Raw genomic sequence first — 14182 nt, forward strand, 5'->3', positions numbered from 1 at the left:
TCACTTAATACTTGTTTCACTTAAAAAGAAAAGAAGCTGGCATATTGCCAGCTTCTTTTTTATCTCAACATTCATTATTGATCTAAAGCAAACGCAAGACTAATCGATTGATATTGCTTCACCATTTACTCTAGCAGGCCAACCCAACTGTTTGTATTCGACAGCCAACAAATACGCACAACGACTTGAGATCGTTGTCTTAATCCAGTCACCTATCCCACACACTTTGTATTCCAATACGGCCATTTTCATAACTACATTACTCACTAAATTTAAATTTTATAAATATCAGGCGTAAGTTATCGATATTAGTGAGCTATGTATGTTCCCAAAAGAACACAAGACCATGATTTACTCATAAAGAGGGACTTAGAACGCCAAAACATCTCGATAACGAAATGTTGTTAATCAAATGAAAATCAACACTATTGCGACTTCATTTTCGCCATAGGGTCACGAATCATCAAATTCATTGGAGAAATACGCTCATATAAACCCTCGACATCCGAAATAAACACCTTGCCCCGCTGAATTTTCACCATGCCTAATTGTTCAATTCCCTTTAATACTTCGTTTAATCTAGGCCTGGATATACCAGTGATGGTGCTCAGTTGGCTTTGTGAAATGTTGATACTGAGTGTTGCACCTGCAATATTAGTTTGGCGAGCCGCCAATTCTAACAATACATAAATCGTTTTTTGTTCTTTCTCATGAATAGACGATAAGAAAGCTTGAATCCAAATAGATTGGGCTTTAGCGCCACTATGAAGAAGCCATTTAAATACCATGCACTTTTTTTCAGCGAGCTCTAATATCTTGTCTGAAGGGAAAAGTACCATTGTGATGGGCTCAACCTCTTCAGCTATAGCAAAAAGGTTATAGTCAACATGAACCGACAGCGCACCGATCCAATCGCCTTTACCTACAACCCCACCCGACAGACTTTTCAAATTCTCAGTTGAAAAGCAGATACCAGCCGAACCGGTAAGAATATAAAAAACCCCCGGGAGATTTTGAAATTTTTTCGTAATCTCAAGGCTATGTATACCCGTTTTTAAAACGGCTATTTCGAGCAGACTGTCTATAAAGTCTTGCGGCAAATCACAAGGCCACTGAATTTGTTCACCGATTATTGGGTCTAACAACGATTTATACCTCCTTCGAAAATATCTATACAACGTTAACGCTATACCTCTACATCATCTTTAAATGTAGTACATCATTACGAGGGCAATATGATTTATATCTAAATAAAATCATATATCTTAGTAGCTTAACTCATAGACTTAGTTAACGAGTGATGCGCAACCCAAAATAAAAATGACCAACAGTGGCTGGTCATTTGGTAGTTCTAGATGACGGGGCACTAAAAGCTATAAGCCATAAGCCATAAGCTACCTTTTAGTGATCTACCTGTTAGTAAACGAGTCTATTCAATATTAACAACACAGTTCACCGGCTTGCTCAAGATACGCTTGAACCGTACCTCGGTACTGCTGCTTCAACGACTCTTCGATAAAGCTCGCTTCAATAGCATTCAAAGTAAACTGCGCCAACTCTTGCTGCGTCATCTCATGAGCTTGGTTCACTGCGTTGAAGTTATCCGACATGTAGCCACCAAAGTATGCTGGATCATCTGAGTTAATTGTAACGGCAACACCTTTTCTCAACAGATCCACAATGTTGTGGTCTTCCATTACAGCGAATACTCGTAGTTTGATGTTAGATAATGGACACACGGTCAGCGGCATTTTCGTCTCAATCAATTCGGCAATCAAAGCGTCATCAGCCATACACTGCACACCATGATCGACACGACTCACACTGAGCATCTCAATCGCATCGACGATGTTTTGAGCTGGTCCTTCTTCCCCTGCATGAGCCACAGTCAAAAAGCCCGCCTGTTTGGCTTGCTGGAATACGCGCTGAAACTTCTCTGGTGGGTGTCCTAGCTCTGAAGAATCTAGTCCAACACCAATGATTTTATCTTGGTGTTTTAGCACGTCGGCGAACGTTTGAATCGCGCTCTCTTCAGACAGGTGACGCAAAAAACAGGCAATAATTTGCGAGGTAATACCCAGCGCTTTTTGCCCCTGTTCAAGTGCACGATGAATGCCGTTAATTACCGTGTCGAATGTAATACCACGATCAGTATGTGTCTGAGGATCAAAGAAGATTTCGGTATGAATAACATTATCGGCTTTACAGCGCTCTAAGTACGCCCATGTTAGGTCATAGAAGTCTTGTTCAGTGCGCAGCGCATCAGCACCTTGATAGTAAATATCGAGAAATGATTGCAAATCATTAAATTCGTATGCGCGTCTTAATTGCTCTGGGGATGAATAAGGCAGGTCGATGCCGTTACGTTGAGCGAGTCGGAAAAGCAACTCAGGTTCGAGTGAGCCTTCAATGTGTAAATGCAGCTCTACTTTTGGAAGCCCTTGAATAAATACGTTCATATTTCACCTACTATGGATTTTAGGTGTGCACTTACTCTGAATAATAGACAAGATGTTTTTGAACGCCATTACAAAGAGTAAGAACACAATTGTGATCTAAACCCTTCGTAATCAGCACTTTGCGGGAGCTGGTAGAGACCCCCAAACCATATCATTGGGGTTATACGAAGCAAACGGTTGCTACTATATACAGTTAAATCGTAATTTCACTAACCAATTACTCAATAAATTCGGGGCGCAGGACCTAGTTTATTCAGAACAACATTCGACTCTTTGGTTGACATGCTTTGGTTATTACCGCTATTTTTGTCTTAAACAACCAATGACGGTCAATATGAAAGATAACCAATTCGATAGCTTTGAAGATCTGCTTTCCCACCAAACCAACATTTTGACCGCTTGCCAACCCAAAGATTTCGATAGCACTTTTGCCTTGCTGGCAAGAGAAGCGTTAACTTGGTTTAAACTCGACAGGCTTACCCTCTTTCCAAATTCTATGATTCTTTTGGACACAGGCAAGAGTATCTCTGTATCCAAATCAGATACTCCACCACTTGAAATGGGACGCTTTCTAAAAGGTAATTATCTTGATTATCTTAAGCTTTTGCGTTCAAAAAAGTGTTGGCAGTTATTCCCTGAAGAAACCCTCAAAAGCCACAAGGTCGACCCATTACGTGTACTTTATGAAGAAGGTGCAAATTGGCATGGGATTGTGAGCCTTTCGTTATTTGGACAACAATGGGGCGCTATCGGTTTCTCACGCTTTAACCGTTACGACACACCGATTGAAACGACGGACATGACACGAATCAAGCTGCTCAGTGACATTTGGCTCTGCTTTTGGCAGCACTCTAAAATGACGCGCAGTGTCACCAGCGATGAAGCCGACAACATCAACGAAAGTGAAAAGCTACTGTTGCTGACCAAAAAGCAATGTACGGTTCTGACTCAATTAGCACAGGGTTATACTGCTAAGCAATGTGCGGAGATTCTGTTTCTAAGCCCACGAACAATTGAATCCCACAAATACCGCATGCTAGATATTCTCGAACTCGAGAACCACACTGAACTGATTCAATTTGCGCTGCGTAACGGCTTTGGGATCGACAACAATTAGTGCTCTCATTATAAAAAGCCCCAAACAACGAAATGTTTAGGGCTTTGTTCAACCGATATTACCGATATTATTTCGCCTGTTAAATCCAGACGAGTCGCTCATGATCAAAGGCAGTCAGGTCTAATTCTCGACATCAGCAACATATCGATGTATTTCCCGTTTTTGAAGGTGCTCAGCCTTTTGGTGCCTTCTAGTTCAAAACCTACGCCTTTATATAAAGCAATCGCACCGTGATTATCGGCATGGACCTCTAACTCAAGGCGAACGAGGTTTAGCCAGTTATCGGCTTGATTGATTGCTTCTTGCATTAAGGTCTTACCGACCCCTTTGCCGTGCATGTCCGGGTTAATCGCTATCGCAAGGCCAGCGCAATGTCTGTCTCTTACTTTGGTGGTCATGAATAAAGTAATGTGGCCCACGACTTTGCCAGACACTTCTGCAACTAAAGTGAAATGGTCTGAGTGACCAAACAGTCGCTCCACTTGATCAGAGCTAAGGAAAGGCTTTTGTGAAGTATTCTCTAATACTGACGAGTGTCGATAAATATCAAAAATATCTTGGTTGTCGGTGGGTTCAAGATGTCTAATTTGTATTTCCAAAGCGCTTCCTTATTATCTGATCCTAGATGTAAACTATTTTTCATATTACGGATAGCAACGAGCACCTACAACCTTAAAGATTATAAGTGCTCGAAATAATTAAATAGACAATAAAAATCAACTAAATCCTAGCTTTAGATAACCATTCACAATGCCTAACCCTTAGAACTTATAGTCGACACCAACGCTCGCGAGTACCTGTTCGGAATTATAGAAGTCGATATTGGAATCAATAGTTCTTAAACCCAGTAAGGTGATAAACGACCAATCTTCATAGCCCATCAAGCCACCAAATTCATAAGCTAAAAATGCGCCGTATTCGTTCTCTTCACGCGCTTTGCCATAAATCGGGTTTACTTCATCGTACTGACGATCACTAGCATCTAAAGTGACAACAAAACCATGACGACCGATTCTCTTCGCGTAATTCAATTCAATACCGTAGCTGTCAAAGCTGAGTGCGCCGCCTTCTGCATCTGAATTGAAATACACCATAGAAGGCACTAGCAAACCTGATTGGCTTGGCAATATGAAGCGGTAGCCAGCTTTGGCATACAGATAAGTTCTTTCCCTATCTAAAAGCGCTGCCTTTTCTGGCGATATGGATAGATTGCCTAGGGTTCCCGACAACTCATCATCAACGTCAGATTGACCAATCGCGAAATCTGTTTGGAAAGCGGTTCCTCCGATATTAGTCAGTTGCAGTCGTCCAACATTACCCTTCACATCGGTTTCGTTTCGATCAACACCAACGGCATAAGGATCAGACCAAGCTTTACCAGAAATAAGCGTCGGTAACACAGAGACGTCTAATATGGTCCCGCCAGAGAGTTGATGTCGATAACCAATCTCAAACGCAATGGTACCCGTTGCAATATCCTCTCGCGTCGTACCGGCATAAACTTGATGAGTAAGGGATTCACCAAAGGTATATTGAACGGTTCCAAGAAAACCCAGTAACCCTTGGTTTTCGCTATCTCCTTCCATGGTATTGCTTGTTTGATTCGAATTTTGTTCGGTACTCAAATTGCTGCTATCTGAGTAAAAACCGGCCAAAACACTGAAGTTACCGCTGAAGCCTTCACTTGGAGCAAGGCCACTATAAGCGGGCATTGAAGCAAATGCCGAAAACATAACTGGTAAAACGAACCTCATATTCACATCCATTATTTGAATAATCACTCGTTAACTATAACTACACAAATAGAATTATAACAAGTATTTAACCATGAGAATGAGTTTCGTCTGGTGACTTCGACAACCGTAGCAAGTGGCTTAAGACTACAATAAGTTGATCTATCGCTTTTAAGCTTTCGTAATACATCTCGGAAATAACAGACAAACTCAAAGGACTACAATATGTTGAATCATTTAAGTAAGACTCTGTCAGTACTAGTTGCAACGTTGCTTTTTACAGCTTTTGCTCACGCTAACCACCACGAAATGAAGAAAGACATCGTTGATGTCGCGGCGGAAAATGGCTCTTTCACAACTTTAGTGGCGGCGGTAAAAGCGGCAGGCTTGGTAGACACGCTGAAAGGCGATGGTCCGTTCACTGTATTTGCGCCCACTGATGAAGCTTTCGCTGCATTGCCAGAGGGAACGGTCGAAATGTTGTTGAAGCCGGAAAACAAAGACAAGCTAGTCGCTATACTCACCTACCATGTGGTTCCAGGAAAAATAATGGCGGCTGAAGTAATGAAGCTGAGTAGTGCAGAAACAGTGCAAGGTGAGGCCGTAATGGTAGCAATTGACGACGGGAATGTAATGATCAACAAGGCTAAGGTCGTGATCCCAGACGTTAAAGCGAGCAATGGTGTAATTCATGTCATTGATGCGGTTTTACTGCCTAAGTAATCAAGCTATTTGACAGAAAATCAAAACAAAAATTCTTCAAGGGTGTGACAAGTTCACACCCTTCTTATATTTCTCTACCTAGTCAATATCAGTATCAAGCGGTACTGTTAGGACTTCATCTGTTGCTACACAAATAAGCGCCCAAACACCAGAAACGCCGCCATTGACACCACCTTGGTGAAAACCACTACCCAGATACAATCACCAATACTTGAATGCGTCGCCTTCCCGAGCAAGAATACAAACAGAATAAGCCCTAGAACCCAGCCCACTGTTGGAATCAATGACACCAAAGCAACGATAACGGCAATACTAAGCAGGGATTTAAAGTCAGCCACGACGAAAGACATTTTTGACGCGATATACATGCAACATGCTGTGATTAATGCGTCCATCACAAATGCTAAAGCTTCTATTCCCACTTCATTTCCTCTAACCAAACAATCGAGGTCAATATTATCGGTCACGCTATGAATTTTCATTGTAGAAAGACAATTACCGAAGCAATAACTGTAACAAAATTGAGACTTTCGTTGTTTTAGATAGAGACCTATTTTTCTTTGCTGTCGAACCCTTTAACTAACGCACCAGCGCGCGCTTTGTTGGCTTCTTGATAGGTACTGAACGCGTCATCGTACTTCCCTCCGAACAAACAAAGAAAAGAATTAATGACGAATGAAAAGAATGAGATGACGACGACAAAGAGAGGAAACAGACCCGAGACCCCGGCATCTAAGGCTAGAACCCCAACACCAAAGGACAACATCGACACTAATGTATATAGTTTAGACCGACTCACATGACTCATGAACAACACTCCTTGTATTCACTCAATGTTTAGATTAGACAAATTACCTTGCACACAATTTGAACTCATCGACAATATCAATAGATCGGAAAAAGTTATCCTTAAAAAGGTTTATTAATATTTCAAAGTAAGTCTCGATCTTCTAAAAACGCTCGCCCACTTATTCGACCACCTTCTCCATCACGTAATTGGTGAGCTTTACGCCACGCATCTCAACTTCCTGCTCATTGACGACCGTAAAGCCAAGGTGCTCATAGAAAGGTCTAGCGGTAATGCTCACCTCTGAAAAGTATCGAGAGACACCACGCACGGAACCGATTTGGAATACATGCTCCATCAAAGCTCTCCCAACCCCCTTCCCTTGATATTCATGATGACAGAAGAAGTGATCAATCAAGCCGTTTGGTTGTAGGTCAGTATAACCAACAACGCGACCGTCCAACTCCGCTACAAAGGGTTGTATGCGATGCAGGCACTTTTGCCACAGCTCAGAGTCAAAATCACTTGGCGCCCAAGCCTCGACTTGCTCTTGAGAATAGTCACGAACGTTAATATTTCGGACGGTATGGAAATAGATCTCCCATAATGCTTTGGCATCACTCGCTTGGTAATTTCGAATTCTAACCACGACACACCCCTTTCATGTCTTGTTGATTTTCCATCTTACTGTTTACTAACGATGTTAACGATAAAACACAGCCAGCCAAATAGTCACAGCATCTTTGTCCGTACCAAGAACCTTGTGCTTTTCTCTCGCGGCAATATTGATGTAATCCCCTTTAGACAAGGTAACGACACGTCCGTCTTCGAACTCAATAACACCTTGCCCTTCTAGCACCATAACCCATTCGTTTTCATCTTGGTCATACCAACCTTGTTCTGGAGAACTGTGCCCATGAGATAGTATTCTTTCAATCCGCACATTCTCAGTAGCAATGATGTCGTTGAAGATTTCGTTGGGTATTGACGAAGGCACATCCGAGTAGATATTTGACATCGCTCTCTCCTAATCCTTGTTAGATGAATATGGTGCAGTACTTTATCGTTTTATCTAAAGCCTAGCTTCCTGAGCTCCTAAACTATAAACCCTAAGCCACAGCACTTTTTCTGAAATAGAATCGGTAGTAGCCCACTAAGTTACTGCAGATAAACAGCGCTTCCATCAGAACCGCTGTTGGCGAGCCAACTAAATAATTGTGAACCAACCAAAAGCTAGTCCCTATGATCATCAGTTCTCTTAATCGACGGTCATCTTTATTAAACGCCGCAAACGTTTGAAACATCGAAGCACAACAACTTAATACACTGATCAGCCCTGAGTAAGTAAAGGCTGTCGCAACCAGCGACATGGAACAGAACAAATATTTAAATTTGGGTGACGTAGAAAACACGCTCGTCAAATATCGAATGGTCGCGATGATCATCAAACTTGCCGCCGTCCATTGTTCGAGCAAAATGAAATGGCTAGAAATAAGAACACCTGCAAAAAACAAGCATGTGACGATTTTCTTCCTTTCCTTAAATTGGAATGACAATAAATCGAAACAAATAGCGATCGCGACGAGTACTTGAGACAGATAAAAGGCTGACACGATGATTCCTTAAGTAGTGACCTAGCAGATTTAAATTATGACGTTTCCGTTCTAAATAACGACATTGCTGTTTTATGAATGATATTGAAGTTTAGACTTTTAAGGTACCGCTGATTACGGTGGTTGCAGACCCTATCAGTTTTATACGACCATTCGGCAATAGCTCTGTCGATACATACCCACCGCGGCGCGACGCTTGGTAAGCATTGAAATGCGCTTTGTTTAGTTTCTCTGACCAGTATTGTGTGAGAGCGCAATGCGCTGAACCCGTAACGGGATCTTCGTTAACACCAACCCACGGCGCAAAATAGCGCGAAACAAAATCAAGCTCAGAGTTCGACGATAATGCCGTCACAACGACGCCTCGACCTTTAATACGCTTTAGAGCATCAAAGTTTGGTGCTAAATCTAATAAAACTTGTTCGCTGACAACCTCAATAAACTGCTTGGTATCGAACTCACTGTATGACACGACTTGGTCTTCACACAGCCCTAAATATTCCAGCAAATCTTTATTAGCATCCAATCCAAGATCAAGCACAGTACTTGGGAAGTCGAGCTCGATTGTGGAGTCACAAACTGTGGCAGATAGCTCCCCTGAAAGCGTATCAAACGTCACAACCTCACCCACATTGACTAACCCTCTTTCCTTCATCACATGTGCTGTTGCCAACGTACCGTGTCCGCACAGTTTCACTTCAACTTCTGGTGTGAACCATTTCAACGTCATCGTATTGAGGGCTAAGAATGCCGTTTCTGATACTGCCATCTCTTCAGCAATCGAATACATCAACGACTCTTCTAAAGGTTCTTGTGAAATACAAACCCCAGCAGGGTTTCCTTTAAAAGCTTGTGTTGTAAACGAGTCCACTTGATATATATCTAAAACCACAACGGCTCCTAATGCTGAAACATATAATCTTGACTGCCACAATAAGTACAAATGCTCCGTGCTACAAGGAGTTAGCCGCAGCTTATCCGAGATATCACGTAACGATCAGAAAAAGGGAACTACAGATGATAAGAACCTTAGATACGAATATGTTGAAATTGCCAAAATTGTAATGGTTTAGACACGAGGAAGGTTTTAGCCGTGAAGACTAGTAGATACTGAAAATTAAGAGGAGAAGCGATATGCATAAACATTATCGTGGCGGATACGCTGGGCATCGCACCACTGGCTTAATCGATAGACCATTACATCTAAATCAGAACTTAGCCTGTTAACAAGGTTACTGACGCACCAATGCCGACTTAACAATCGTTAACCCTAAAAGACCAAGCATTACCCCTGTCACCTTATCAATGTAATAGGCAGCGCGCGTAAACTCTCGTCGAACTTTAGGTGCAGATAAAAGGAAGATAATCGCGGCATCCCACACAAACACAACCACTGTCATCCAAATACCTAACCCTAATTTAAACATGAAACCCACCTCATTATTCAGTACAACCGTGAATAAGCTCAAATAGAACAAAAGGTTTTTAGGATTAAGGATTCCCGATAGAAAACCCGTAACAAATTCTTTAAGAAAAGTGGTTTGAATGGAGACACCTTCTTCGACAACATCGATATTACTGTAATTACATTTTTTCGCTCTTATCGCTTGAACAGCAAGGTACACCAGAAACAAACCGCCAATAATTTTTAAAGCGATCATCACTGAAACCGAAGCTGCCAAAATAGAACCGACCCCAATAAGACACAAACCAATATAAACCGCATTCGCACTGGCAATGCCAAATGCAACACCCAACGCTTTTTTGCCTTTATTTCGAACCGCACTCTTCACCACGATGACAAAATCTGGACCGGGGCTTAACAACGCTAAAAAATGAGCAATCGCCACGGTAACAAAAATCCCGACTAAACCGGCATCCATAAATCAATGTCCTTATTGTAAAATTTAATGCATTATTATTGCATAAATACAACAAACATGTTCGAGTGGTTAAACGTTAATATACCAATGCCAAAACAATCAGACCGACTACTCATTTTCATCTATACCAGACTCAGATGAATTCAACCTTAGGGCTTTGAATCATTCGATAAATATTTATATGTTTCGATAACGAAAGCTAAGTACTCCGCTGATTTTTGCTTAGTGATCTTGTGCACAGAACTGATTTGTCGTTCCAATTGGTTTGCAAAAAGTTGGTATTTGCATGCAATGCATGAAGTTGAAGTAAAATTAGAGGCCTAAATTTGAACTATGTCGCAAAATTTAGGCTACGATTTAGTTAGTCACGGTACGAAAGGAATCGGTCAGTGAAGACATTCAATGTTTTAGTTGTTGCGTCATCATCCTTTTTAACTGGCACAGTGTTTAGCCAACAAAACGATATTTATATCTACAATTGGGATGAATTTTTATCCGACAGTGTGATTACCCAATTAAGCGATACCTATGATATTTCGTTGAAACAACAATATTTCTCTGATGAGTCTATTAGGGACGAAGTGTTACTGAGCGAACGTCGAGGCGCATTTGAGCTAGTGATTATAGAAAGTGTAAAGCTCAATGCGTTAGCCAAGCAGAACCTATTTCATAATCTAAGTGAAATACAACAATCCATTGCAGGTAACATTGATTCACGATGGGTTGATGGGTGTGGCGAATATGGCATCCCCTACGCTTGGGGAACATCGGGCATTTTGTACCGCAGTGATAAAGTCGACACGCCAACTTCTTGGACAACCATTCTGGAACCTGATTCAAAGAATAGTGGACGCATAAGTATGTACTACGAACCAACGGATTTGGTGAGTACCGCATTGCTCGCTAATCAATTTGATCCCTTCACCAACAACGAGCAGGAACTTCGCCTCGCCTACAAAACTCTACAAGCTCAAAAGCCTCATCTTGAAAGCAGTGAATACGTCATCGATTATATTCACCAACCCGAACGTCTCGCTAACATCGACTTCGCCTACGGGTATTCTGGAGACAGTTATGCGTTGAATGATGCCGACCCTGATGCATCTTGGGCTTACATCGTTCCTCAAGAAGGCACTACGTTATGGTTAGAGTGCATTGCAGCTATCAACAATGGCGAATTATCTCCACAAGCAAAAACCATTCTCTCATTCCTATCGCAACCCGATATCGCCGCTCAAAATGCGATGGACTCATGGTTTGCGACACCAAGCTCAAAAGCAAAAGCGCTGACTTCTCAAGAGTATCAAAATGATCCTGAGCTTTTCCCTAGCAAAGAGGTATTAGAACGCAGTTATCTGTATCAGCAACTCGAACCCAATAGCATTCAAATTCGTAACCGTATTGTCGACAGTTTGAGATAATTAATGCCTGTATTGAAGAAGCTTTATTTTGTACTCATTCCCACGCTATTGTTCGTTTTTACAATTGGTGGGATGGTTACCTATAACTTAGCCTCTAACCACGCGAAACACATGTACTTAGATGAAGTGCAATCCGACGTAAATACAGCGCTAGTGGCGGCTGAGTACGAACAACTTGGTTTATCTTTGCTAGTAAAAGATATTGGTTCGTCACTGCAGTTCTTGCGATATATTCAAAACCCAGGTGACTACACCACCCTATCTCTATTAGAGAAAAGAGTGCTTCGAGTCTTAAACCAAAGTCACGTTAATCAATTTGGTCAACGTAATATCTATGTCGTTGACCCCAAGTTCACTCTCACACTTTCGACATTACGAGCTGACCCTTTCGAAGGCTTAAAGATCCCTGACAACATCTACGAGAAAGTCTTCGATATCTATACCTCTCTGATTAATAAGAACGACTTATCCCAAGAAGGTTTCTCTTATATCTCGGTAAGCGGCGAACTAAGATACGCCTATGTCGCAGCCATCGACCCTTACTTACTCCCCCAAGACAAACGCGCGAACGAAAGCTTAAACCGATACATATTGATTGCAGATGGTCCGTTAAAACAGCTGTCTAACTTGCTTATTAAATACAACGATGATGACAATATGCAGCTTCTGATTGAACCTTCATCAGATACTGAACATGTCGAAAACACTCAGTTCGTTATCAAGTCATTTGAACAAACCAAAGACAGCATTAAAGTTGAGATGAACAGTCGCCACTTCCTCGCTCAAGTTAATATTCGCGAAAAAAAATTCAATCAGGAAAAATCCATTATCGCTCAGCAGACCTTGCTTGGTGGCTTGACGACACTATTCACTATTATGCTCATCGTACACATGGTCGTACGGTATCAATTAGTGCGTCCACTCAAAGACTTGTTGCACGAAATCTCCATTGGCGGACTCAAACTCAGATATTTTAAACGGTCATCCGGACAAAGTGAGATCGACGGACTTAAAAACGCCTACATTGACTCACTAACGGAATTGAAATTCGAAGCCGAATTCGATCAATTAACCAAATTAGCGAACCGACGCTCATTTATTCGACACCTCGATGTACGTATAAAAAGCTCAATGAGCCCACACTGTTACTTGGTTTGCTGGGACATTATCGACTTTCGTAAAATCAATGATTTATACGGTGCAAAGGTGGGTGACAATGTACTCGTTAGTCTGGCCAAAACACTAAGAGAAACCTTGCAGAATCAACAATCCTCTTTCGGCTTTAGTTGCAGCGACTATTCAATCGCAAGGCTTGGAGGAAACCAATTCATTGCCATATTGGAAATGGGTGAACACCAATCAATAAACGAAGAAATTGAGAACATTAACAACACCCTAACGGGTACGACTTTCCTAGATTACTATGGGTTCAGGCTTTCAATTGCAACTGGTGTACTACCCGTCGATACCCCTAAGTTCGAGGAGATATGGCACCGATGTATTGATGAGATGTTGATTAATGCTAAGGATCATAGCGACGGAGATAGCCGGATTGTTTACGGCGAAGAACTACTTCATTCACTTGAAAGGCATGATGTTATCGAGAAAAGGCTATTAGAGTGCTGCGCGAGTGATAACTTTGAACTTCGCTTTATGCCTATTTTCAATGCTAAGACACTTCAGATTGACGGAGCAGAATGTCTGATTCGCTGCCCTGCTCTATTTGATATAAAGGCTGGGCCGGATGAGTTCATTCCAGCCGCAGAGAAAAGTAATTTAATATCCAAACTCGACATGTGGGTGATTAGTACCGCAATCAAAAGCTATAAAGAACTGTCGGAGATTCACCAATACAAAGGCACCTTGTCCATTAACATCTCAGCGATGGAGCTCTACAACCGTAACTTTGCCGATAATATTAGAAAGGTACTCGAACGTTATCAAGTTCCTCCTGGCAACATCATTATAGAAATTACCGAAACCAGTTACGTTAAAAGCAGCAAACTTACCGTGCAGACCATTGAGAGTATCAGAAGCTTAGGTTTAAAAGTTTCCCTCGACGACTTCGGTACGGGTTACACGGCGTTTAACCAACTTCTTCATTACCCTGTCGATGAACTTAAAATTGATAAGAGCTTTATCGATAATATCGTCGACGACAAAGCTGACCGCAAGATGGTCGAGTCTATGGTTAACTTAGGGCACTCTTGTGACACCTTCGTTGTTGGCGAAGGTGTCGAATCTCTCGAACAGTATCATCACCTTCGAAAAGCCAACTGCGACCTAATACAAGGGTATTTCTTTAGCCAACCACTGACTTATATTGAGTTCATTGAATTTGTCCGTGACCATAATCCACAAGCCATCCTAGACCAGCAATCGCTTTTAGAACCAAGCTCTAACGAAAGGATTGTGGCACTTAATCAGAAACAGTAGTCGTATTTCG

16 protein-coding genes and 1 riboswitch are annotated in these 14182 nt (G+C 41.8%); of the genes, 4 read left to right on the plus strand and 12 right to left on the minus strand.

The genetic code is table 11. The annotated features are described in order from the left end of the window. Positions 1-99: 99 nt before the first annotated feature. From AC3CKG_RS24260 to AC3CKG_RS24270, 3 genes are all read right to left on the minus strand, one after another. Entirely contained in the window at positions 100-252 is a 153-nt protein-coding gene (locus AC3CKG_RS24260; RefSeq protein ID WP_165689592.1) for a hypothetical protein, read from the minus strand. Between the two features lie 173 nt (positions 253-425). After that, complete coding sequence (locus AC3CKG_RS24265; RefSeq protein ID WP_488529544.1) at positions 426-1145, minus strand: Crp/Fnr family transcriptional regulator; 720 nt, start codon at positions 1143-1145, stop codon at positions 426-428. 294 nt (positions 1146-1439) lie between these two features. Beyond that, complete coding sequence (locus tag AC3CKG_RS24270) at positions 1440-2459, minus strand: adenosine deaminase (protein WP_488529545.1); 1020 nt, start codon at positions 2457-2459, stop codon at positions 1440-1442. Between the two features lie 88 nt (positions 2460-2547). Then, positions 2548-2647, minus strand: a riboswitch (purine riboswitch). A gap of 146 nt (positions 2648-2793) precedes the next feature. Between AC3CKG_RS24270 and AC3CKG_RS24275 the strand changes: the two genes are divergently transcribed. Continuing rightward, positions 2794-3576 carry a response regulator transcription factor gene (locus tag AC3CKG_RS24275; protein WP_102502454.1) on the plus strand — a complete coding sequence of 261 codons (783 nt, stop codon included), beginning with the start codon at positions 2794-2796 and terminating at the stop codon, positions 3574-3576. A 104-nt stretch (positions 3577-3680) separates the two neighbouring features. Here AC3CKG_RS24275 and AC3CKG_RS24280 read toward each other — a convergent pair whose 3' ends face one another. Beyond that, positions 3681-4175, minus strand: coding sequence for a GNAT family N-acetyltransferase (locus AC3CKG_RS24280; RefSeq protein ID WP_488529546.1), 495 nt, complete (start codon positions 4173-4175; stop codon positions 3681-3683). A gap of 162 nt (positions 4176-4337) precedes the next feature. Next, the gene (locus AC3CKG_RS24285) at positions 4338-5330 is read right to left on the minus strand and encodes a DUF2860 family protein (protein ID WP_488529547.1); all 993 of its coding nucleotides are present in this window, start codon (positions 5328-5330) and stop codon (positions 4338-4340) included. Between the two features lie 204 nt (positions 5331-5534). Here AC3CKG_RS24285 and AC3CKG_RS24290 point away from each other — a divergent pair, with 204 nt between their 5' ends. Then, positions 5535-6032 (plus strand): fasciclin domain-containing protein, encoded by a 498-nt coding sequence (locus AC3CKG_RS24290; RefSeq protein WP_017105970.1) that lies wholly within the window; start codon positions 5535-5537, stop codon positions 6030-6032. Positions 6033-6157: 125 nt separating this feature from the next. Here AC3CKG_RS24290 and AC3CKG_RS24295 read toward each other — a convergent pair whose 3' ends face one another. The 7 genes from AC3CKG_RS24295 to AC3CKG_RS24325 form a co-directional block, all read right to left on the minus strand. Then, positions 6158-6454, minus strand: a complete 297-nt coding sequence (locus AC3CKG_RS24295; protein WP_029223673.1) for a hypothetical protein — start codon at positions 6452-6454, stop codon at positions 6158-6160. A 128-nt stretch (positions 6455-6582) separates the two neighbouring features. Continuing rightward, the gene (locus tag AC3CKG_RS24300) at positions 6583-6840 is read right to left on the minus strand and encodes a hypothetical protein (RefSeq protein ID WP_065112907.1); all 258 of its coding nucleotides are present in this window, start codon (positions 6838-6840) and stop codon (positions 6583-6585) included. Between the two features lie 160 nt (positions 6841-7000). After that, the gene (locus AC3CKG_RS24305) at positions 7001-7468 is read right to left on the minus strand and encodes a GNAT family N-acetyltransferase (protein WP_065104764.1); all 468 of its coding nucleotides are present in this window, start codon (positions 7466-7468) and stop codon (positions 7001-7003) included. Between the two features lie 54 nt (positions 7469-7522). After that, the gene (locus AC3CKG_RS24310) at positions 7523-7837 is read right to left on the minus strand and encodes a cupin domain-containing protein (protein ID WP_102352163.1); all 315 of its coding nucleotides are present in this window, start codon (positions 7835-7837) and stop codon (positions 7523-7525) included. A 91-nt stretch (positions 7838-7928) separates the two neighbouring features. After that, positions 7929-8432, minus strand: coding sequence for a YgjV family protein (locus AC3CKG_RS24315; RefSeq protein ID WP_017105975.1), 504 nt, complete (start codon positions 8430-8432; stop codon positions 7929-7931). A 91-nt stretch (positions 8433-8523) separates the two neighbouring features. Further along, positions 8524-9324 carry a PhzF family phenazine biosynthesis protein gene (locus AC3CKG_RS24320; RefSeq protein ID WP_102559481.1) on the minus strand — a complete coding sequence of 267 codons (801 nt, stop codon included), beginning with the start codon at positions 9322-9324 and terminating at the stop codon, positions 8524-8526. 340 nt (positions 9325-9664) lie between these two features. Continuing rightward, positions 9665-10315 (minus strand): LysE family translocator, encoded by a 651-nt coding sequence (locus tag AC3CKG_RS24325; protein WP_017111930.1) that lies wholly within the window; start codon positions 10313-10315, stop codon positions 9665-9667. Positions 10316-10704: 389 nt separating this feature from the next. Between AC3CKG_RS24325 and AC3CKG_RS24330 the strand changes: the two genes are divergently transcribed. Together AC3CKG_RS24330 and AC3CKG_RS24335 are read left to right on the plus strand one after the other, a co-directional pair. After that, positions 10705-11736 (plus strand): ABC transporter substrate-binding protein, encoded by a 1032-nt coding sequence (locus AC3CKG_RS24330; RefSeq protein WP_065112902.1) that lies wholly within the window; start codon positions 10705-10707, stop codon positions 11734-11736. Between the two features lie 3 nt (positions 11737-11739). Continuing rightward, entirely contained in the window at positions 11740-14172 is a 2433-nt protein-coding gene (locus tag AC3CKG_RS24335; RefSeq protein WP_488529548.1) for a putative bifunctional diguanylate cyclase/phosphodiesterase, read from the plus strand. Positions 14173-14182 lie beyond the last annotated feature (10 nt).

Source organism: Vibrio sp. QJM3NY_15 (genome assembly GCF_057785995.1).